Below are 21,383 nucleotides of genomic sequence, written 5' to 3'. Positions count from 1 at the left end.
ATGTCCGCACGCGCCTGCGCCGGCGACCTTATCGGGCGGCAGGCCTGCGGGCGCTTGCGGCGGGGGCGGTATCCCTTCGGATAGAATTGAAGAATATTAACTCAAGCCGTTGCGCACGTTTATGAGCGTTGCCCTCCCCGCCAATCCGTCGCCGCCCATCGTGCTGACCTTCGCCGCGTCGGATCCCACCGGCGGCGCAGGCTTGCAGGCCGATATCCTGACGCTCGCCAGTCTTGGTTGCCACCCGCTTTCCGTGGTGACGGCGATCACCGTGCAGGATACGGCGGGCGTCGAAGGCGTGCTGCCGATCGATGCGGAGTGGGTCGCCGACCAGGCGCGCGCGCTGCTGGAGGACATGCCGGTGGCGGCCTTCAAGCTGGGCATGCTGGGCAGCGTCGAGGTCATCGCCGCGCTGGCCGAGGTGATTGCCGACTACCCGGACATCCCCGTGGTGCTCGATCCGGTGCTGGCGTCGGGGCGCGGCGACCAGTTTGCCGACGAGGAGATGGTCGAGGCCATGATCGGCCTGTTGCTGCCGCAGACCACGCTGCTGACGCCCAACAGTCTCGAAGCCCGGCGTCTGGCGCAGGAGATGGGCGAGGCCGGCGAGGACGTCCGCGACCTGGCCGAATGTGCGCGCCGCCTGATCGGCGCCGGCTGCGAGTATGTGCTGGTCACGGGAACCCACGAGGGCACGCCGCAGGTGATCAACACGCTTTACGGCAGTCATGGCGCGGTGCGCACCGACCGCTGGGACCGCCTGCCCGGCAGCTATCATGGCTCGGGCTGCACGCTCGCCTCGGCGATCGCGGCGCACCTGGCCAGCGGCGTGAACATCGCCGATGCCGTCATGGGCGCCCAGGAATTCACCTGGCGCACGCTGGCTGCCGGGTTTCGCCCGGGCATGGGGCAATTCATTCCCGATCGCCTGTTCTGGTCGCGGGAAGAGGGGGATGAAGATGATGAATCCTGAGTCTCGGCGTCTTCCGGCGGAAATTTTCCCATGAAGCTCGGCGGGCTCTGCGCCGTCACGCTCGACGATCCCCTGCTGCCGCGCCTGTCGGCGCTGGTCAAGGCCGCGCTCGATGGCGGCGCGCCCTTCGTGCAATACCGCAACAAGGCGGCGCCGCGGCCGCTGCGCCGCGCCCAGGCGGCCGAGATGCTGCGCATCTGCCGTGCCGCGGGAGCCCGGTTGATCATCAATGACGACGTCTGGCTGGCCGTCGAGATCGGTGCCGACGGCGCCCACCTCGGACGCGACGACGCGCCGGGCGGCTCGCTGGCTGCGGCGCGCGACGCCCTGGGGCCGAAGCGCATCCTCGGCGTTTCCTGCTACAACGAACTTGCCCGCGGCGAGGAAGCCGCCCGCGCCGGCGCCGACTACCTGGCCTTCGGCAGCGTTTTTCCTTCGCGCACCAAACCCGCCGCGGTGCATGCGCCGCTCGAACTGCTGGGCGAGGCAAGAAGGCGTTTCGGCCTGCCGGTGGCCGCGATCGGCGGCATCACGCTCGACAATGCGCCGCAGGTGATCGCCGCCGGCGCCGACATGATTGCGGTGGTCAGCGACCTGTTCGACGCGATGGATATCAAGACCCGGGCGCAGGCCTACCAGCAGCTTTTCAGTTGAGCCGCCGCAGGCAATCCATGCGCGACCCAGCGCCGGTAAGACGCCGGTAAGATATCGTCCCCCGAACCATTTCAGGATTCTTTCATGACGCGCAACGAAGAACTCTTCTCCCGTGCCCAGAAAACCATTCCCGGCGGCGTCAATTCGCCGGTGCGGGCCTTCCGTTCGGTGGGCGGTGCGCCGCGCTTTTTCGCGCGTGGCGAAGGTTCCCGGGTCTGGGATGCCGATGGCAAGTCCTACATCGACTATGTGGGTTCCTGGGGCCCGCTGATCCTCGGCCACGCCGACGCCGATACCGTGCGCGCGGTGCAGGAAGCCGCGGCCAAGGGCTTGTCCTTCGGCGCGCCGACCGAGGGCGAGGTCGAACTGGCCGAACTGCTGGTGCAGCGCGTGCCGAGCATGGACATGGTGCGCCTGGTGTCCTCCGGCACCGAGGCGACCATGAGCGCGATCCGCCTGGCGCGCGGCTTTACCGGGCGCGACATGATTGTCAAGTTCGAGGGTTGCTACCACGGCCACGGCGACAGCCTGCTGGTCAAGGCCGGCTCGGGCTTGTTGACCTTCGGCAATCCCTCGTCCGCCGGCGTGCCGGCCGATCTGGCACGGCACACCCTGGTGCTCGACTACAACGATGCGCAGGGCCTGAAGGATGCTTTCCTCAAGCACGTCAAGCAGATTGCCTGCGTCATCGTCGAGCCGGTGGCCGGCAACATGAACCTGATCGCGCCGAAACCAGAATTCCTCGCCGCGCTGCGCGAGATGTGCACGCTGCATGGCGCACTGCTGATTTTCGACGAAGTGATGACCGGCTTTCGCGTCGGCCCCGGCTCGGCCCAGGGCCTGTACGGCATCACGCCGGACTTGTCGACCTTCGGCAAGGTGGTCGGTGGCGGCATGCCGCTGGGCGCCTTCGGCGGTCGCCGCGACATCATGGAAAAAATCGCTCCATTGGGCCCCGTGTATCAGGCCGGCACGCTGTCGGGCAACCCGTTGTCGGTGGCGGCAGGCCTGGTGACGCTGAAGAAGATCGCCGCGCCGGGCTTCTACGAAGCGCTGACGGCGAAGACCAAAGCACTGGTGGATGGGCTTGCCGCGGCGGCGAAACGCCACGGCGTGAAGTTCTCGGCCCAGTCGGTGGGCGGCATGTTCGGCCTGTATTTCGCCGCGACGCCGCCGACGTCTTATGCCGAGGTGATGGCCAGCGACAAGGACGCCTTCAACCGTTTCTTCCACGCCATGCTGGATGCCGGTTTCTACCTCGCACCTTCGGCCTTCGAGGCCGGCTTCGTCTCGGCCGCGCATAGCGATGCCGATATCGCGGCGACCGTGGCGGCGGCCGAGGCGATCTTCGCCCGGGGCTGAGAGGGTGGTCCGGGCAAGAGTTGGTGCTGGCGAGACGGCGGCACCATGCCGGTACTGACATCCACGGCGGCCTGGATCGTGTTGCTGGTCGCCGGCCTGTGCGAAGTGGTCTGGGCGATCGGTCTCAAATACACCGAAGGCTTCACGCGCCTGGTGCCCAGCGCGTGGACGCTGGCCGCCATGGCGGCCTCCGTCGTGCTGCTCGCCTGGTCGCTGAAAACCCTGCCGGTGGGAACCGCCTATGCGGTATGGACCGGCATCGGCGCGGTCGGCACGGCGCTGCTGGGCATGGTCTTGTTCGACGAGTCGCGCGAGGTCGCCCGCCTGGTCTGCATCGGCCTGATCGTGGCCGGCATCCTCGGCCTCAAGCTGGTGACGAAGTAGCGACGAACGCCGGCGGCGCTCAGGCCTCGCGTCCGGCGCGGCGGGCGGCGATCAGTTTCCGCGCCTTGCGGGTTTCCAGCCAGCGCAGTGTGGCATAGGTGCCCCAGCCGACCAGGCCCATGGCGACGATGAAGGCGCCGTAGGCCACCGGCCAGGAAATTCCCTCGGTCATCATCGAGAACTCCGACATGCCGCCGACGCCGGCGATGATGTTGAGCGGGACGAACACCACGCTGATGGTGGTCAGCTTGGAAATGCGTTTGTTCTGGTTGATGTTGATGAAGCCGACCGTGGCATCCATCAGGAAGTTGATCTTGCCGAACAGGAAGGATGTGTGGCCGTCGAGCGAATCGATGTCGCGCAGGATCTGGCGCACGTCGTCGTGCTGGTCGGTCGACAGCAGCCGGCTGCGCATCAGGAAGGACAGCGCGCGCCGCGTGTCGAGCACGTTGCGCCGGATGCGGCCGTTGAGGTCTTCCTCGTTGGCGATGTCGGAAAGAATCTCGGCCGCCTCGTCGTCGGTGACCTGCGGCGTCAGCACGGTGCGGCTGACCTTTTCCAGTTCGGCGTAGACGTCCTCCAGCGCATCGGCCGAGTATTCGACGTCGGCGTCGTAGAGATCGAGCAGCACGTCCTTGCCGTCGGTGACGTAGCCGGGCTGGATCCGCGCCCGCAGCCGCTGCAGGCGGAACACCGGCAGTTCCTCGTCGCGCATCGAGAACAGGATGTTGTTGTGCAGGACGAAGGCCACCGCGACGTTGCGCGATTTGTCCTCCTTGTCGAGCAGGAAGTCCGAGTGCAGATGTACCGCGGCATCCTCGTCGATATAGAAGCGCGCCGATTCCTCGATGTCGGTGAGGTCGTCTGCATCCGGCAGTTCAAGGGCGAAGATGTCCTTGACCCACTGCCTTTCCTCCTTCGACGGCGCCAGCAGGTCGACCCAGATCGGTGCCGTGGCGGCAAGGTCCGCCTTGCTGTCGATCTGGATCTGGCGCAGGCGGCCGTTCTGCAGTTCGAAGGCGTTGACCGTCGCCGTCTTGCGCGGGGCTTCGATCGCCGTTTGTGCGCGAGGCGCATCGCCGGGCGCTGCCGCGGGCGGCTCGTCCTGTTCCTCGCCCAGTGAATCCTGCAGGGCGTCGGAAAGTTCGTCGAGTACGTCTTCGCCCTGCTCCTTGTCCAGCAGTTCCCAGACCTGGACGCTCTCGTCCGGCGGCAGCGCATCGAGGATGCGCGCCACGGATTCCGGTGCCAGGGGTTCCAGCCGGGTGCGCAGCGCTGCCCATTCCTGGCGGCGCACCAGATCCTCGACCTCGCGCAGGGTCTCCTGTTCCTCGGCGCGGCTTCGCGCCTCGGCATCATCTTCTGCAGGCGGGTTCAGGATCTCGGACATGGCCGGCGTATTCTAGTCGCGTTTGTCATGGTTCATGGCACTTCCGCGTCGGCCATGCGGCTGAGAATCAGTCCCGTGCGGCCGTTCATGTAGGCCGAGTAGGGGTTGCGTTCGTAGCGGCGCGGCGCCGGCAGCATCACGGCCAGTCGCGCCGCCTGCTCCGCCCCAAGTTGGGCCGCGGAGACGCTGTAGTAGCGGCGCGCCGCGGCCTCGGCGCCGAACACGCCATCGCCCCATTCGACGACATTGAGATAGACCTCGAGGATGCGCCGCTTGTCCCACAGCAACTCGATCCAGACCGTGATGATGGCTTCCTCGCCCTTGCGCAGCACCGACTTGGTCGGCGACAGCAGCAGATTCTTGGCCAGCTGCTGGGAGATGGTCGAGCCGCCGGCCACCACCTTGCCCTTTTTCTGGTTCTTCTCTATGGCCTTCTGGATGCCTTCCCAGTCGAAGCCCTCGTGGTCGATGAACTTGTCGTCCTCGGCGGCGATCACAGCCCGTTTCAGGTGCACCGAGATTTTCTCGTAAGGCACCCACTGGCGTTTGAGTTCAGCCTTGGGGTTCTTTTGCCGGGCCTCGTTGAGGCGCTGGCTCTGGAAGCTCGTGGTGCCGGGATTCACCCATTTCCACCAGACCACCCAGCCCAGGTACCAGGCCTGCCAGAGCAGCAGCAGGCCGAACAAACCGGCCAGCCCGAATTTCAGCCAGCGAGGTGCGGGACGCATTGCTTCAGTTGCCCTTCAGTGCGGCCAGCACCGGCGCGGTGCGCGGGCGCACCCCGCGCCAGATGAAGAAGGCTTCGGCGGCCTGCTCCACCAGCATGCCCAGGCCGTCGGCAACCCGGGCGCCGGCGGCCCGCGCCTGGGCCATGAAAGGCGTTTCGCGGCCATAGACCATCTCGTAGGCGACGCAGCGCGGTCCGAATACACCAGGCGGCAGCGGCAGGCTGGCGCCGCTGAGCCCGGCCGAGGTGGCATTGATCACCAGGTCGAATTGCCGTCCGGCAAGGCCTGCAAAGCCTGCGCTGTCGGGTTTGGGCCCGCCGGCGCAGTCCGGCAGGCGGGCAAATTCCAGGGCCAGGCGCGCCGCGGTTTCCTCGGTGCGATTGGCGATCAGCAGTTCGGCGGGGCGCTCCAGCAGCAGCGGCAGGATCACGCCGCGTGCCGCACCGCCGGCGCCCAGCAGCAGGATGCGGCGCCCGCCCGGGTCGCAGCCGAGATTGTGCTTGAGGTCGCGCACCAGCCCCGCGCCGTCGGTGTTGTCGCCGATCAGGGCGTCCTGTTCGAAGCTCAGCGTGTTCACCGCCCCGGCCGCCGCGGCGCGGGCCGTGCGCCGCGTGGCGAGGCGAAAGGCTTCCTCCTTGAACGGCACCGTGACATTGGCGCCCTTGGCCGGGCCCTCGCCGGCGGCGATGAAGGCGCCGACCGCGGCGGCAAAGCCGTCCTTTGCCGCCAGAATCGCCTGGTAGCTGAGGTCCTGCCCGGTTTGCGCGGCGAACAGGGCATGGATGCGAGGCGACTTGCTGTGGCCGATGGGGTTGCCGAACACGGCGTAGCGGTCAGTCATGCTCAATCCGCACGCAGTCGATCGGCATTGGTGAAGGTCCATGTGCGGGTGATCACGATTTCGTCGGTGTCGCGCCGGATCGAGTCGGGGAAGACCGAGTAGGGCGCCGCCATCCTGACGATGCGCCGCGCCGCTTCGTCGAGCAGGGTCTGGCCCGAGGAGCGGTCGATCTCGACTTCCTTGAGGTCGCCGTTGGCCTTGATGGTCACGGTCAGCAGCAGGCTGCCGTAGAGCCGGCCCTTGGCGGCGGCCGGGTAGTTCAGGTTGCCGATGCGCTCTATTTTCTGCCGCCAGTCTTCGACGTACTGGGCGAAGCGGTATTCCTCGACCCGTGCGCCGATGTTCTTCTTGCGCGGGCGCTTGTTGTATTCCTCCATCTGCCGGGCGATCTGACCTTCCAGGCGGGCGATGGCCAGCGCGCTGCTGGCGAGATCAGCGCCGGAAAGATTCGGTTCGGGCGCGGGCAGCGGATCGATTTTCGACTTTTCGGCGCTGACCGATCTTTCGCTCTTGAGGCGCAGCATCTGCGCCTTTGTCTGGGCTTCGAGCTCGGCGACGCGGCGCTTGGCCTCGATCAGGCGGTCGCCTTCCTTGGTCCGCGGCGAAGGCGGCAGGGGCGTCTTGGCCCGGCGATCCTCATCGACGTTGCCGCCGCCGTCGAGATTGGCCTGCGCCTTGGCCTGCGCCTTGTCGGGCCGGCTCTTGCTCTTGCTGTTGACCAGGATCACGTCGAGCGCCCGCTCGCGCGCCTTGTCGATGAAGTCCGGCGGCGTGAAGCGCACCGCCAGCGCCAGGGCATGGATCAGCAGCGAAGCGCCGATCGCCAGCGTCAGATTGCGTTGCGGCGCATCCATGGCGGCGAGAAACGCCGGCATCGGCAGCGGTGGCAGGGCCGGCCAGGAAAAGCGCGACGGGCTGGGCGAGATGGGCATGACCTCGCTGATTTTACCCCGCGACCTCGTCGCCCTCGTCGTCGGCAATGGCCGCATCAGGGCTGCTATTGGACGCCAATTCGGGCGCCAGTTCGAGATAGCGCAGGCGCAGTTCCGCTTCGAGCAGGTCGATGCCCTCCACGCTGAGCAGCACGTGCGCGCCGCGCGGCAATTCCGGCAGCGAGGGCACCCGCGCGACCAGCGGAATCGCGTCGAGGCGAGCCAGCGATTCGCGCAGCACTTGCGCCAGTACGGTCTGCTCGCCCTGCAGCAGCAGCCAGCGCAGGCACCAGTAGCGTTCCATGCCGCGCTGGAATTCGGCATAGGCGGCGTAGGTCAGTTCGAAGTCGCGCATGGCGGCCAGCAGCTCGGCGGACTTCGGTGGGAATGCGGGCGGCTGGCCCTGCAGCAGCGCGATCAGCTGCCACTGGTTGAGCAGGTCGCAATAGCGCCGCAAGGGCGACGAGGACCAGGCATAGCACTCGACGCCGAGGCCTTCGTGCGCGGCGGCGACCGTGCTCATGCGCACCTTGCCCGCCGTCTGCACGCGGTACAGGGCGGGGATGCCGGCATCGCGCAGCATCGCGCCCCATGTGGCGTTGGCCATGATCATGAGTTCGGCGACCAGGGTGTCGAGCGGGCTGCCGCGTTCGCGCTGCTCGATGCAGACCACGCCCTTGCCGGGTTCCGTCGCAATCCCGCTGTCGGCTTCCCAGTCGACGACGAAGTTGTAGTCCTTGCGGTTGCCGTTGTCCGAAGGCTTGCCGCGTCCGGCTTCGAGCACCTGGGCGAATTCCCAGAGCAGCTTGAGTTCGTCGCGGTAGGGAAACTCGGGCAGGCCGGCGGCCAGGGTCTCGGCGTTGAACAGCGGCTCGATGTCGTGGTGGCGCAGGTTGGCGACGATGGGCACGCGGTCGATCTTCGTCTCGTGGCCGAGCAGGCGGTAGTCGGACGCCACGTCGAGATAGAGCGAAATGGCCGGCACGGTCTGGCCCGCGGCCAGCGTGAAATGCTCGACGATGTCCTGCGGCAGCATGGTGATTTTGCGCCCCGGCATATACACCGTGGACAGGCGTTCGCGGGCGATGCGGCCGAGGTCGGAGTCAGGACTGAAGCCGAGCCCCGGCGCGGCGATGTGGATGCCGATGTGCCAGCCGCCATCCGGCTTGGGCGTGACCGAAAACGCATCGTCGATTTCGGTCGTATGCGCATCGTCGATACTGAAGGCTTGAACTTGCGCGAGCGCAAGTTCAATGCCTTCAGCATCGCCATCTGGTGGGCCATCCCCCCGTCCCCCTTCCCCGGGAAGGGGGCTACTAGTCAGGCGCTGCGCGCCAATTGGACGGGGCGGAGTGTATTCCGGAAAGCCGGTGCCGCCCTTGCTTTCGGGGAAGAACTCGAACAGGAAGCGGCCGAGGTGGTAGTCGTGGGTCGAGGGCAGTGCACCGCAATCGAACAGCAGGCGCGCCGCGGATTTGCCGGTGTCATTGCAGGCGGCTTCGAGCGCCTTGGTCTCAGGGCGGTTGCGGTCAGGCTTGTAGATCAGTTGCGGCAGCAGCGGGGCGAATTCGGCGGGCAGGCGACCGCTCTTGAGTTCCTCGACCATACGTTCGATGGCCGCGGCCTGCAGGCGCTTCTTCTCCAGGCCGGCCAATGCCGCCTGCAGGATCTCGGGCGGCGCCTTGCGGAAGCGGCCGCGGCCCTTGCGATGGAAATAGATCGGTGCCGCATGCAGGCGCAGCAATACCGCCGCCGACTGCACCGCATCGGGCTTGGCGCCGTGGTATTCGGCGGCAAGTTCCTCGAAGCCGAATTCCTGCTCGCCGCAGGCTTCCCAGAGGAAATCGACGTCGATGCCTGCCGCGTCCTGTTCCGCGCGCTCCAGCAATTCGCCAGCCGTCGGGGCGGCGAAGCGCAGCAGCACATTGGTCGCCTTGACCTTGGAGCGCTTGCCGGAAGCAAGCTCGATCTGCAGCGAGCTCACATTGTCGGCCAGCACGCTGCCGGCACGGAAAGCGCCGTCCTCTTCAAACAGGACATTCATGGAGGGGAACACCCCGGGCGGGGGAGGGGAAACGAGGGGGCGGATTATACCGGTCTGGCGGTGACCATCAGGACCGTGCTGCTCAGCCGGTAGCCGTCCGTCACGGCATGCGGCGCCAGTTCTGCGCCGACCGCGGCGGCGAGCGCCTGCTGCTTTTCGGCGGGCAGGCGCGAGAGGCTTTCCGCGGCGCCGCCGGCGAGGTCGAGAAAGCCCTGCCAGTAGGCGGCGGCATCGGCAAAATCGAGCGTCAAGCGATGGGGCTCGATCCCGATGTCGCAATAGTTGGCGCTGGCGAGACGGCGCTTCAGTTCGTCCGGGTCGCCGAAGCGGAATATCGACGGCCGCGCGATCTTGGGCGGCGGCAGCAGGCGGCGCATGCAGGCCAGCGCGGTCTCGACCAGCGGCACCTCGCAGGCAGCGCCCCAGACCGACAGCGCGAGCAGTCCGTCCGGACGCAGCACGCGGCGAATTTCGCGCAAGGCGGCCAGTTCGTCGGGGAAGAACATCAGGCCCAGGCCGCACAGCACGCGGTCGAAACTGCCGGCGGCGAAGGGCAGCGCCTCGCCGTCGGCGGCGACGCGCAGCAGATCGGGACAGCAGGCGAGCTGGCCCTCGCTGATGTCGCTGGCGATCGTCAGTCCGTGGCTGCCGACGATACCTTGCGCGCCTTGCGCCAGCAGGCCGGGGCCGCTGGCCAGGTCGAGCACGCGCTGCCCCGGCTCGATGCGGGCGGCGGCCAGCAGCGCCGTGGCCAGTTCGCCGCGGGCGCCGGCGGCGGCGAGATAACGTGATCCGATGCGGTTGTAACCGGCACGTTCGAGGCGCTTGAACTGGGCGGAATCGAAATTCATGGCACTGCCGCCGCCCTGGCGGCGGCAGTGCTGAACAGATCGAAGCTATACACCGCCAGACCGATCCAGATTACGGCGAAGGCCAGCGTACGGGTCAGGTCCAGCGGCTCGTGATAAACCAGCACGGCGAGCAGGAAAGTGATCGTGGGCGCCAGGTATTGCAGGAAGCCCAGCAGGTTGAGCGGCAGCCGCCGCGCCGCGACGGCGAACAGCAGCAGCGGGATCGCCGTGACGGCGCCGGTGGCGATCAGCATCAGGTCGCGCGCAGGCAACAGCCCGGGCCCAGCGCCGAAATGGCTTTGTCCGGAGTACGCCAGCCAGGCCAGCCAGACCAGCGCCGGTGGCGTCATGCATACGGTTTCGAGAAACAGGCCGCTGGCGGCATCGAGCGGCAACTGTTTCCTCAGCAGGCCGTAGATGCCGAAGGTGCCGGCCAGCACCAGGGCGATCCAGGGCAGGCCGCCGGCGCGCACGGCTTCGACGGCGACCCCGGTCGTCGCCAGCAGCACGGCCAGCCATTGCAGCGGACGCAGGCGTTCCTTCAACACCAGCACGCCCAGCGCGACATTGAACAGCGGCAGGATGAAATAGCCGAGGCTGGTTTCGAGGATATGGCCGTTGTTCACGCCCCAGACGAAGGTCAGCCAGTTGCTGATCACCAGCGCCGAGGCCAGCGCAATCCGCGCCAACTGCTTCGGTAGGCGGGCGACGCGCAAGGCATCGCCGAAGCCGCGCCCGAAACCGATGATCAGGGTCATCAGCAGCATGGCCCAGACCACGCGGTGGGCGATGATTTCGCCGGCCGGCACCTCGGCGATCTGCTTGAAGAAGATCGGCACCAGGCCCCAGGTGATGTAGGCGACGATGCCGGCGACGACGCCGCGCCGGGTGTTTTCGCGCGTGAGCGCCGGATGCATGTTGCCTGCTACCCCTGGGCCAGTCCGGCGTAGGCGATGATCGGATCGAGATAGTCGCCCCAGCGCGTGAAACTGTGGTCGCCTCCAGGCAGCACGGTCTGTCGCGCGCCGGCATAGCGGGCGACGGCATGGCGGTAATCGAGCGTTTCGTCGCCTTCCTCGACCAGCAGCCAGAAGCGCCCGGGCTTGCTCAGCACCGGGACTTCGATGGCGCGCAGTTCCTCGATGTGCTGCCGCGTGAACTCGAAGCTTTCGCCGGTGTACAGCCATTGCTGCGGGCCGATATAGGCTTGCAGGGAGAGGTGGGCGACCACCGCCGGATTGACCAGCACCGCCTTGAGGTCGAAGGTCTCGGCCAGGTATGTCGAGTAATAGCCGCCGAGCGAGGAACCGACCACGGTAGTGACGCCATGGCGGGCGATCAGACTTTCCGCCAGCGCGATCGCCGCGCGCGGCGAGGCCGGCAACTGGGGCGAAAGAAACTTGTTGCCTAGGCCGCGTTCGCCCATGCGCGCGCCCAGTGCCTGCGCCTTGTGCGACTGCGGGCCGCTGGTGAAGCCATGCAGGTAGAGGATCACGGCGAGGACCAATCCACGAGGCCCATCTGCCAGGTCGCCAGTACCAGGATGCCGAAGGCGATGCGGTACCAGGCGAAAACCGTGAAGTCGTGGGTCGAGATGAAGCGCAGCAGCCAGCGCACGCAGAGAAAGGCTGAGACGAAGGAGGCGGCGCAGCCGACCAGCCACAGGCCGAGGTCGTCCATGGCCAGCAGGTGGCGTTCCTTGTAGAGCTGGTAGGCGCTGGCGGCCATCAGCGTCGGCACGGCGAGGAAGAAGGAGAACTCGGTCGCCGCCTTGCGCGAAAGGCCGAACAGCAGGCCGCCGATAATGGTCGCGCCCGAGCGCGAGGTGCCCGGGATCAGCGCGGCGGCCTGGGCCAGGCCGAGCTTGAACGCGTCCACCGCGGTCAGTTGATCGACGCTATCGATGCGCACCGTGTGCTGGCGCTTTTCGGCCCAGAGGATGATGAAGGCGCCGACGATGAAGGCCGCCGCCACTGCCACCGGGTTGAACAGCGTGGACTTGATCGCCTTGCCGAACAGCAGGCCAAGTACCGCCAGCGGCATGAAGGCGACCGCGATGTTGAGCACGAAGCGTTGCGCCACCGGGTCGCTGCCGAGTCCGGCCAGCACGCGGCCGAAGCGGGCGCGGTATTCCCAGCAGATGGCCAGCATGGCCGCGGCCTGGATTACGATAAGGAACAGCTTGCCGCGCTCGTCGTTGAATTTGAGCAGATCGCCGGCGAGGATCAGGTGGCCGGTCGAGGAGACCGGGAGGAATTCGGTAAAACCTTCGACCAGGCCGAGAATCAGCGCCTGCAGCAGCGGGTGGAAGTCCATGGATTAGGCCGGGCGCCAGTGATGACTTGGTGCGGCAGGAGTTAAGGGGGCGAAGTCTAGCATGGCGGTCTTGCCGACAAATCGTGGGTCCGCACGCAACGGAAAGGGACATCATGAGCGCGATGCGCGGTAACTGCCGGCCGCGTCAGCCGGTCTACGACATCCGAAATCATTCAAACCCAAACTGGGTAGGAGGTGTTGCCATTAGTCTGGATGATGCTATTCTTCGAAGGTCGCCGAAAACCTTCTCCGACTTGTTGATTTATAAAATAAAAAATTATTCTTATACTGCGATCACTGCGATCACTGCGATCACCGCGATCACCGCGATACCGCGATCACCGTATTGCCCTTTTTGCATGTAGAGGATTACGCTGTAGCTGTGTAGAGGATTACGCTGTTGCATTAAACTTGTTGTTCTTCCCTTTCCTGCTTCCCTAATTCTGTCGGAGTCCGCATATGAGCACCGCAAACAACCCCAACTCCTCGAACAATGACGTTGTTGTAACCAAGAGTGGCGGAGCGGGCGGGGGCGATCCCTCGGTGAATATTTCCGGCAGGGCGCCACACGCGGCAGGCAAGGCTGCGCAATCCGCTCCGCCGGCGAAGGTGGTTGCCGGACCGGGGGATGCGGCGGGACTGGGCGCTCCCAGCGAGGCGGCCTTGCTTCTCCCAAAGAACGGCGAGACGCCGACCCGAATTGCCAGGCGCAAAAAGAAGGAGGAAGAGGAGCAGCAGGCCGATCGGTCGGCGGACAGCGCCGTCGCGGAATCCGGCGACAGCGTCGATCCCGCCGCAACACTTTCTGATGATGTGCTTTTGCTCGCCCAGGCAGACACGGGTGGGGGTGCGGGAACAGCCGCCACCGGTGGTGGCGCCACCGCGAGCGGTACTGGGTCGGCAGCAGGCACGGGTGCTGCAGCGGGCACCGAAGCAGCGGGGGCAACTGCAACCACGGCAGCGGGTATGTCGACGGCTGGGATGCTGGCGGTAGCTGCCGTCGCCGTCGGTGTGGCAGCCGGCGCGGGCGGTGGTGGCGGTAGCACCTCGTCAACTCCTGCGCCCGCGCCCGGCCCCGATACGACCGCCCCGGTCATACAGTCCATGAGCGCTCAGGCCGGCGCGGTGGTGCTGACTTACAACGAGGCACTGGATACCGTGAATGTCCCCGTTCCCGGCGACTTCGCGGTGACCGTCAATGGGGTTCCTAATGCCGTGACCGGCGTAGCGGTGGGCGGGGTGGGCAACACCAAGCTTATCCTGACCCTGACGGTTCCCGTCGTTACCGGGGATACCGTGAACGTGACCTACACGGACCCGACCGGCGCCAACGATGTCGCCGCAATCCAGGATGCTGCCGGCAATGATGCAATCGGCTTCACCACGGGCGTGGTCGCCGACGGTTATATCCGCGGCGCGCAAATTTACATCGATACCAACAACAACGGCTTGGCCGAAGCCGGCGAGGCGCTGGCCGGTGTCGTGACCAATGGCAACGGCAACTTCATTCTGCCGGCGGGTACGCCGGCCGGTGTCATCCTGGCTACCGGCGGCGTCAACATCGATACCGGTGTGCCCAATACCATGGTGTTCAAGGCGCCGGCCGGGTCGACCGTGATTTCGCCGCTGACGACCCTCGTGCAGACCATGATTGCCCAGAACCCGGGCACCAGTGTGGCAACGGCCTCGGCCGCTGTCGTTACGGCGCTTGGGCTGGCGGGTGGTACTGACCTGACGACCTATGATCCGCTTGCGGCCCTGGCAGCCAACGCGGGTGACGCAGCGGCCCTGACGATCCAGAAAGCGGCTGCCCAGATAGCCACCCTGGTTGACCTGGCATCGGACGCGCCAGCCGTGGGCAGCACCAGCACGCAAACGGCGGCAGCGGTGATCAGCAATATCGTCACGCAGATCGGCGATCCCACTGCGCCGACCGTCATCAGCCTGACCGACGTCGCGGTGATTACCGCGGCGCTGGGAACGGTATCGACCGCCAGCGCCGCAACCATCGACACGCAACTGACGACGATCGACACCGCCGTAAACCTCGGTGCCGTGACGAACGCGCAGGCCGCCGCGCTGGATACCACCCCTCCCGCGGCACCGACGTCGCTTACTTTGACGGGTACCGTGTCCGATACCGGCACTACCGGCGACAACATGACCAATGATTCGACGCCGGTGGTGCGCGTCAACTTCAACAGCACGGCCACCGACGGCACTGCTGCCGTCATTGGCAACACGGTAAAGGTTTATGAAGCTGCGACCCAGGTCGGCACCGCCACGCTCACCGCGACCGACGTTGCCAACGGCTACATCGACGTCACGCTCACCACCGTCCTGGCCGGTGATGGCAGCCATTCCCTGACTGCCAAGATCGATGACATCGTCCCCAATACCTCCGCGGCGTCCACCGCCTACACCCTGGCCCTGGACACCGTGGCTCCGACCACGGCGCCGACTGTCGCCCTGACTTCGGACACGGGCAGCAGCAGTTCCGATGGCATCACCAAGGTCGGCACGCTCGTGGTCGGCGGTATAGGTGCCGGCAACACCGCGCAGTACAGCATCGACGGCGGTACGACGTGGACATCCAGCTTTACCGCTGCCGCCGGCGTCAATAATGTCGACGTTCGCCAGATAGACGCCGCGGGGAACGGCAGCCCGACGGCAAGCCTGACCTTCACCTATGACACGACCATCGCCACCCCGACTGTCTCCCTGACGACCAACAGCGGTAGTACCACCGACTCGATCAGCAACAGCGCCGCACTTACCTTGAGCGCAACTGCCGGCGACGTCACGCGCAGCATTACGATCAACGGCGGCACGGCCAGCGGCACCTACACGGCGCCGACGACGGACGGTTCCTACACCGTCGTGGTGACCGACACCGACACGGCAGGCAATACCGCAAATGCAACGCTGAGTTTCACGCGCGACACCACCAACCCGGTCTTCACCAGCGCCACCACCGCGAATTTCGCCGAAAACGGGACTGGGACCGCCTACACCGCGGCGGCAAGCGACACGAACCTCATTACCTCGTATGCCATCAGCGGGGGAGCGGACGCAGCGCTGTTCAACATCAATGCCACGACCGGTGTCGTGAGCTTCGCCACGGCGCCGAATTTTGAAGCGCCCGCCGACGCCGGCGGCGACAATGTCTATAACCTCACTATTGCCGCAACCGATGGCGCCGGTAACACCACCGCTGCGCATGCGGTCGCGATCACGGTGACCAACGCCAATGAAGCGCCGACCCTGACCAGCGGCGCGACGGCGAGCTTTGCCGAGAACGCCGCGGGCACGGTCTATACCGTGACGGCGACCGATCCGGACGCGGGCGCGAGCTTGAGCTACGCCCTGGGCGGCACCGATGCCGCGCGCTTTGCCATCAACAGCAGTAGCGGTGCCGTGACCTTCGCCACGACGCCTAACTTCGAGGCGGCCACCGACAGTGGCGCCGACAACGTGTACAACATCACTGTCACGGCCTCGGACGGCACCAACACTACGGCGGCCCAGGCCGTGGCCATCACCGTCACCAACGTCAACGAAACGCCGGTGATCACCAGCGCCGCGAGCACGAACTTTGCCGAGAACGGCACGGGCACCGCGTATACGGTGACGGCGACCGATCCGGATGCGGCCACGACGCTGAGCTATGCGCTGGGCGGCACCGACGCGGCGCTGTTCAGCATCAACGCCGGCAGCGGTGTGGTCACCTTCGCCACGGCCCCCAACCGGGAAGCCCCGGCCGATGCCGGCGCCAACAACGTCTACGACATCACGGTCACCGCCTCGGATGGCAGCATCACCACGGCGGCCCACGCGGTGGCCATCACCGTCACCAACGTCAATGAGGCGCCGACCTCCACGGCCGTGACCTCGGTTCCCGCGGTCGTCAATCAGGCCTACAGCTTCAATGCCTCCGGCAACTTCGCCGACGTCGATGCCGGCGACAGCCTGAGCTATGCGGCGACCGGCCTGCCTTCCGGCCTAGCCATCAACAGCGGCACCGGCATCATCAGCGGCACGGCGACGACCCAGGCCCTGACCAATGCCGTCACCGTCACGGCGACCGACGGCGGCGGCCTGACCACCAGTCAAAGCTTCAATCTTGCCGTGGTGACCGCCCCGGTGGTTACCGCCCTCGCCGCCAACGTCGCGCAAGCCAAGAGCGGCGATGCCCTGACCCTGACGGCGACCCTCAGCGAGGCGGTCACCGTCACCGGCACGCCAACGCTGACTTTTGACGTCGGCGGAACAGCGATGACCGCCACCTATACCGGCGGCGACGGGACCGCATCGCTGACCTTCACCGCCACGACCTCGGCCGGCGATGACACCAGCGTCGCGGTATCCGCCTTCAGCCTCGGTGGCGGCGCGATCATGGGCAATGTCAGCAACCAGGCAATGGTGACGCCGGTGGGCACGGCGGTGGCAAGCTTCATCATCGACAACAGCAATCCGGTCTTCACCAGCGCCACTACCGCGAACTTTGCCGAGAACGGCACGGGCACGGCCTACGCGACGGCGACCACCGACGCGACGACTCTGGTCTATACCAAGGGCGGCGCGGATGCGGCGCTGTTCAACATCAACAGCAGTACCGGTGCCGTGAGCTTTGCGACGGCGCCGAACTTCGAAGCACCTGCCGATGTCGGTACCGACAACGTCTACGACATCACCGTCACCGCGACCGACGCACTGGGTCATGCAAGCAACCACAACGTCGCGATCACGGTGACCAACGCCAACGAAGCGCCGACCCTGACCAGCGGCGCGACGGCGAGTTTTGCCGAGAACGCCGCGGGCACGGTCTATACCGTGACGGCGACCGATCCGGACGCGGGCGCGAGCTTGAGCTACGCCCTGGGCGGCACCGATGCCGCGCGCTTTGCCATCAACAGCAGTAGCGGTGCCGTGACCTTCGCCACGACGCCTAACTTCGAGGCGGCCACCGACAGTGGCGCCGACAACGTGTACAACATCACTGTCACGGCCTCGGACGGCACCAACACTACGGCGGCCCAGGCCGTGGCCATCACCGTCACCAACGTCAACGAAACGCCGGTGATCACCAGCGCCGCGAGCACGAACTTTGCCGAGAACGGCACGGGCACCGCGTATACGGTGACGGCGACCGATCCGGATGCGGCCACGACGCTGAGCTATGCGCTGGGCGGCACCGACGCGGCGCTGTTCAGCATCAACGCCGGCAGCGGTGTGGTCACCTTCGCCACGGCCCCCAACCGGGAAGCCCCGGCCGATGCCGGCGCCGACAACGTCTACGGCATCACGGTCACCGCCTCGGACGGCAGCATCACCACGGCCGCCCATGCGGTGGCCATCACCGTCACCAACGTCAATGAGGTGCCAACCTTGACCAGTGGCGCGACTTCCTCGGCTGTCCTGGTTGTCGATCAGGCACACAGCAGCAATGTTTCTGGCCTATTCAGCGACGTCGATGCGGGCGACACATTGACCTACTCGGCAACCGGCCTGCCCGCCTGGATGACACTGACCTCGTCCACCGGGGCTCTGAGCGGCACCCCCCCGGCGACCGGCACTGCCGAAGTGGTCTTCACCGCGACGGACGCTGGCGGTCTGGCGGTCAGCCATACGGTTACGGTCAATGTCGTCACCGCGCCAACCATATCGAGCAGCATCGACAATGTCACCAACCTCGATGTCACCAGCAACATCGTGCTGACGGCAACGGAAAACGTGACGGCCGTTGCCGCGAAGTACATCCATATCATCAATGACGGCGGCACCGGATTCCATGGCGAGGCGATAGTCAACACCCAGGACATTCTGGTCACCGACACCACCAAGGTCACCATAGTCAATAACACCATCACCATCAATCCCAGTTTCGATCTGGACTTCAACAACGACTATCACATCATGATCGATGCCGGTGCTTTCCTTGGCGTTTCCAGCGGACAAGGCAGCGTCGCCACGGCTGATGCCGCCGCGATGAATTTCGCGACAGTGACGCCAGGAAGTGCAGCGGGCGGCGTAGCCGGCGCGGTTGCATCGCAAAAAATGGATGGAAGCGATGCAATGGTTGGCAGCTACAGTTGGTGGGACATCGAAACGCTTGGTTCCACGGTTACCGGGTCGGTCAGCGGCGATTTGGGTTCGGGCAATATCGCGGCCGTATTCAAGGACTACGATCCGCTGCCCGGCGATGCCAATGCAGGCTACACCGGTATCGGTTCCCCGGGCGACGACTACATCAGCCTGTTGAATTTCGGTGCTGGAGACTTGTTGTATATCGACAACCAGACCAACACCGCTGCCAACGACCTTGCGCAGACGGCTATTCTTCACAGCGGTACAGCACCGGTTCAGCTGCAGTTCGACGGATTTACGCCGAATGGTGGCCAACCAATCTGGGTAGATATCACCACGACGCAAGGAACCTCGGCATTCGATAGCGTCGCTGCATTAACAACGTTGCTTCAAATAACCACCTACGTTCCGATCGCGAGCGCCTGACCGAATCCTATCGTTTTCACTGAAAGACAAAGAGAAACACTGAGACCGCGCGTCCGCCTAGTGCAGGAGGCGCGTTTTTTGCAAGACTTTGCATCGCAAGCTTGAGATAGAGGGTACGACGCCATGGCAGTTACATCGAAGTATTACGTTACGGCATCCCCAGGACAGAACCTCCTTGATTTTGATCTGTCCTTCGGCACACTCAGTCTGGTTGGTCAGGAGTACCAGTACTCGGGGACGACGGCGGTTGATCTGGTGTTTGTCCATCCCGGCATCGTGTTCGATTTCACCGGTAGCGGCGCCAGTGCCGACAGAATTTACCTCACTGGCAACTATGCCGACTACACCGGATCGATTGCCGGCACCATCATGACGCTGACGCGCACGGTTGGCCAGCAGATTGAAACGGTAAAGGTCTCCAAGCTCACCAGCTTGGCCAACAGTGACAAACTGGTCTTCGCCAATGGCACTGTGAGCAGCTTCGATCTCTTCGCCCATCTAAGCACCGGTGCGGCAGCGCCGGTGCCGGCGGGCGAGACTTCCGCGGCACCGTCACTGCCGACAACGCTTCAAGCCACCGTGAAGGCCTACGCGGTCGACTCTTCCGGCGAGACCTTCGCTCCGGTCGGGCCAGGGACGAGCTTAGTAGCCATCGGCAGCAGCGGGGTGGATGCCGTTTATATCCGTGCCGGATCGAATGTCGACGCCTCCTCTTTAGGGGCCGCTACTGGCGGCGACAAGATTTACCTCACCGGTAACTGGGCCGACTACAGCAAGACTGTTGCAGGGACGACGCTGATATTCCAGCGAACTGTCGGTACAGACACCGAATTCGTCAAGGTGGCCGCGTCAACCGGGGCCAGTAACGACCGTCTGATCTTTGCCGATGGCTATGTCATGTCAAACGACGCCAAGGCCGCATTGACAGCAAACGCCAGCGTCGCGATTGCCGCTATCACCGGCTACAGCAACACCGAAACCACCCCGCTGCCCGGTCCCACCGTCACCATCACCAGCAACGACAGCAGCCTCACGGTCGGCGAAACTGCCACGATCACCTTCACTCTCAGCGCAGCGGCGACCGACTTCACCGCCGCCGACATCACGGCAAGCGTGGGCAGTCTCGGTCCATTAAGCGGTAGCGGAACAACCTATACCGCACCCTATACGCCTCCGCTCAATACGGAGGCAACGACGGCCACGATCGGTGTTGCGGCGGGGACATTCACCAACGCGGAGGCGCAGAACAATTCCGCCGGCTCGCTCGTTCTGGCGGTAGATACCGCCGTGCCGTCAGCGCCAACTATCAACGCCGTCGCGACTGACGACGTCGTCAACGCCGGAGAAGCTGGCGGCGCCATTACCGGCACCGCCGAAGCCGGCGCAACGATTGCCCTGACCCTGGGCACGGGCAACACCCGCAGCGTCACCGCCGACGGTTCCGGCAACTGGACCTACACCTTGGTGGCCGGCGATATCACCGCGATGGGCGAAGGAGCGGAAACGCTCTCCGCCACCCAGACCGATGCCGCCGGCAATGCCAGCGCGGCGGCTACGCGTCCCGTTAGTGTCGACACCGTCGTTCCCACTATCACCGCGCAGGCGGCGTCAGTCGGGACCAAGACCGTGACGCTGACCCTGAGCGAAGCGGTGGCGGGCACGCCAGCGGCGGGCGACTTTGCGGTGCTGATGAACAGCGCGACCAACACGGTGACGGCGGTGAGCGCTAGCGGTACCACGGTGACCCTGACCCTGACGAACACCATCCCGAACAATGCCACGCTGACGGTGGACTACACGCAAGGCACCAACAAGCTGACGGACGCGGCGGGCAATGCCGTAGCGAGCGTGGGCGACGCCTTGACGGTGACCGTGGCGAACGACACGGTTGCGCCGACGGTGGCGGGTCTCTCCTCGACGGCAGGAGCTGGGACCTACAACGTGGCAGACGTAATCCCCGTGACGATCCAGTTCAGCGAAGCGGTGACGGTGACGGGCACCCCGCAATTGACGCTGGAGACGGGCGCGGTGGACCGGACGGCGAGCTACGCGAGTGGATCGGGAACGAACACGCTGACCTTCAACTATACGGTGCAGGCTGGGGACAGTTCGTCCGACCTGGACTATACCGGCACCACGGCGCTGGCGCTCAGCGGGGGCACGATCAAGGACGAAGCGGGCAACAATGCCACGCTGACCTTGCCGACGCCGGGAGCGACGGGGTCGCTGGCGGCCAATGCAGCCCTGGTGATCGACGGGGTAGCCCCGACCATAACGGCGCAGGCGGCGACGGCGGGAACCAAGACCGTGACGCTGACCATGAGCGAAACGGTGGCGGGCACGCCGGCGGCGAGCGACTTTGCGGTGCTGACGAACAGCGCGACCAATGCGGTGA

General features: G+C 65.6%; 16 protein-coding genes. 7 read left to right on the top strand and 9 right to left on the bottom strand.

What is annotated here, in order from left to right; genetic code table 11:
- Positions 1–121 precede the first annotated feature (121 nt).
- The 4 genes from RMO95_RS15010 (at position 122) to sugE (ending at position 3,373) form a co-directional block, all read left to right on the top strand.
- Positions 122–973 carry a hydroxymethylpyrimidine/phosphomethylpyrimidine kinase gene (locus tag RMO95_RS15010; protein WP_310451452.1) on the top strand — a complete coding sequence of 284 codons (852 nt, stop codon included), beginning with the start codon at positions 122–124 and terminating at the stop codon, positions 971–973.
- Between the two features lie 30 nt (positions 974–1,003).
- Positions 1,004–1,627 carry a thiamine phosphate synthase gene (gene thiE / locus RMO95_RS15005; protein WP_310451451.1) on the top strand — a complete coding sequence of 208 codons (624 nt, stop codon included), beginning with the start codon at positions 1,004–1,006 and terminating at the stop codon, positions 1,625–1,627.
- Positions 1,628–1,711: 84 nt separating this feature from the next.
- Positions 1,712–2,989, top strand: a complete 1,278-nt coding sequence (gene hemL / locus RMO95_RS15000) for a glutamate-1-semialdehyde 2,1-aminomutase (RefSeq protein ID WP_310451450.1) — start codon at positions 1,712–1,714, stop codon at positions 2,987–2,989.
- 45 nt (positions 2,990–3,034) lie between these two features.
- Positions 3,035–3,373: a quaternary ammonium compound efflux SMR transporter SugE gene (sugE, locus tag RMO95_RS14995; protein ID WP_310451449.1), complete on the top strand. Its 339-nt coding sequence runs from the start codon at positions 3,035–3,037 to the stop codon at positions 3,371–3,373.
- Between the two features lie 19 nt (positions 3,374–3,392).
- Here sugE and RMO95_RS14990 read toward each other — a convergent pair whose 3' ends face one another.
- Genes RMO95_RS14990 through RMO95_RS14950 form a run of 9 tightly spaced genes read right to left on the bottom strand, consistent with a single transcriptional unit; the run spans position 3,393 to position 12,475 of the window.
- Entirely contained in the window at positions 3,393–4,763 is a 1,371-nt protein-coding gene (locus tag RMO95_RS14990; protein ID WP_310451448.1) for a magnesium and cobalt transport protein CorA, read from the bottom strand.
- Between the two features lie 32 nt (positions 4,764–4,795).
- A complete protein-coding gene (gene mtgA / locus RMO95_RS14985) occupies positions 4,796–5,491 on the bottom strand; it encodes a monofunctional biosynthetic peptidoglycan transglycosylase (RefSeq protein WP_310451447.1) in 696 nt (231 codons plus the stop codon).
- A gap of 4 nt (positions 5,492–5,495) precedes the next feature.
- On the bottom strand, positions 5,496–6,332 hold the full coding sequence (aroE, locus tag RMO95_RS14980) for a shikimate dehydrogenase (RefSeq protein WP_310451446.1): 837 nt from the start codon (positions 6,330–6,332) through the stop codon (positions 5,496–5,498).
- Positions 6,333–6,334: 2 nt separating this feature from the next.
- Positions 6,335–7,264, bottom strand: a complete 930-nt coding sequence (locus RMO95_RS14975) for a TonB family protein (RefSeq protein WP_310451445.1) — start codon at positions 7,262–7,264, stop codon at positions 6,335–6,337.
- A gap of 13 nt (positions 7,265–7,277) precedes the next feature.
- Complete coding sequence (locus RMO95_RS14970) at positions 7,278–9,308, bottom strand: RNB domain-containing ribonuclease (RefSeq protein ID WP_310451444.1); 2,031 nt, start codon at positions 9,306–9,308, stop codon at positions 7,278–7,280.
- 44 nt (positions 9,309–9,352) lie between these two features.
- Positions 9,353–10,159 carry a class I SAM-dependent methyltransferase gene (locus tag RMO95_RS14965; protein ID WP_310451443.1) on the bottom strand — a complete coding sequence of 269 codons (807 nt, stop codon included), beginning with the start codon at positions 10,157–10,159 and terminating at the stop codon, positions 9,353–9,355.
- Positions 10,156–11,076, bottom strand: coding sequence for an EamA family transporter RarD (gene rarD / locus RMO95_RS14960; RefSeq protein ID WP_310451442.1), 921 nt, complete (start codon positions 11,074–11,076; stop codon positions 10,156–10,158). Before rarD ends, RMO95_RS14965 begins: the two co-directional genes overlap by 4 nt.
- Positions 11,077–11,084: 8 nt before the next feature.
- On the bottom strand, positions 11,085–11,654 hold the full coding sequence (locus RMO95_RS14955; protein WP_310451441.1) for a YqiA/YcfP family alpha/beta fold hydrolase: 570 nt from the start codon (positions 11,652–11,654) through the stop codon (positions 11,085–11,087).
- Positions 11,651–12,475 carry an undecaprenyl-diphosphate phosphatase gene (locus RMO95_RS14950; protein ID WP_310451440.1) on the bottom strand — a complete coding sequence of 275 codons (825 nt, stop codon included), beginning with the start codon at positions 12,473–12,475 and terminating at the stop codon, positions 11,651–11,653. Before RMO95_RS14950 ends, RMO95_RS14955 begins: the two co-directional genes overlap by 4 nt.
- Before the next feature lie 113 nt (positions 12,476–12,588).
- On the opposite strand from RMO95_RS14950, the gene RMO95_RS14945 reads away from it, so the two are divergent.
- The 3 genes from RMO95_RS14945 to RMO95_RS14935 all read left to right on the top strand — a co-directional run.
- On the top strand, positions 12,589–12,840 hold the full coding sequence (locus RMO95_RS14945) for a hypothetical protein (protein ID WP_310451439.1): 252 nt from the start codon (positions 12,589–12,591) through the stop codon (positions 12,838–12,840).
- Positions 12,841–12,934: 94 nt separating this feature from the next.
- Positions 12,935–18,988: a putative Ig domain-containing protein gene (locus RMO95_RS14940; RefSeq protein ID WP_310451438.1), complete on the top strand. Its 6,054-nt coding sequence runs from the start codon at positions 12,935–12,937 to the stop codon at positions 18,986–18,988.
- Between the two features lie 123 nt (positions 18,989–19,111).
- The coding region (locus RMO95_RS14935) for an Ig-like domain-containing protein (RefSeq protein WP_310451437.1) at positions 19,112–21,383 on the top strand (2,272 nt) is incomplete at its 3' end.

The sequence above is a fragment of the Sulfuritalea sp. genome (assembly GCF_031426875.1).
Classification (GTDB): domain Bacteria; phylum Pseudomonadota; class Gammaproteobacteria; order Burkholderiales; family Rhodocyclaceae; genus Sulfuritalea.
This window is presented reverse-complemented; position numbering and strand designations above follow the sequence as displayed.

Coding starts and splice junctions, on each gene's coding strand:
- RMO95_RS15010 (WP_310451452.1), top strand. CDS start 122: ATGAGCGTTGCCCTCCCCGCCAATCCGTCGCCGCCCATCGTGCTGACC.
- thiE (WP_310451451.1), top strand. CDS start 1,004: ATGAAGCTCGGCGGGCTCTGCGCCGTCACGCTCGACGATCCCCTGCTG.
- hemL (WP_310451450.1), top strand. CDS start 1,712: ATGACGCGCAACGAAGAACTCTTCTCCCGTGCCCAGAAAACCATTCCC.
- sugE (WP_310451449.1), top strand. CDS start 3,035: ATGCCGGTACTGACATCCACGGCGGCCTGGATCGTGTTGCTGGTCGCC.
- RMO95_RS14990 (WP_310451448.1), bottom strand. CDS start 4,763: ATGTCCGAGATCCTGAACCCGCCTGCAGAAGATGATGCCGAGGCGCGA.
- mtgA (WP_310451447.1), bottom strand. CDS start 5,491: ATGCGTCCCGCACCTCGCTGGCTGAAATTCGGGCTGGCCGGTTTGTTC.
- aroE (WP_310451446.1), bottom strand. CDS start 6,332: ATGACTGACCGCTACGCCGTGTTCGGCAACCCCATCGGCCACAGCAAG.
- RMO95_RS14975 (WP_310451445.1), bottom strand. CDS start 7,264: ATGCCCATCTCGCCCAGCCCGTCGCGCTTTTCCTGGCCGGCCCTGCCA.
- RMO95_RS14970 (WP_310451444.1), bottom strand. CDS start 9,308: ATGAATGTCCTGTTTGAAGAGGACGGCGCTTTCCGTGCCGGCAGCGTG.
- RMO95_RS14965 (WP_310451443.1), bottom strand. CDS start 10,159: ATGAATTTCGATTCCGCCCAGTTCAAGCGCCTCGAACGTGCCGGTTAC.
- rarD (WP_310451442.1), bottom strand. CDS start 11,076: ATGCATCCGGCGCTCACGCGCGAAAACACCCGGCGCGGCGTCGTCGCC.
- RMO95_RS14950 (WP_310451440.1), bottom strand. CDS start 12,475: ATGGACTTCCACCCGCTGCTGCAGGCGCTGATTCTCGGCCTGGTCGAA.
- RMO95_RS14945 (WP_310451439.1), top strand. CDS start 12,589: ATGAGCGCGATGCGCGGTAACTGCCGGCCGCGTCAGCCGGTCTACGAC.
- RMO95_RS14940 (WP_310451438.1), top strand. CDS start 12,935: ATGAGCACCGCAAACAACCCCAACTCCTCGAACAATGACGTTGTTGTA.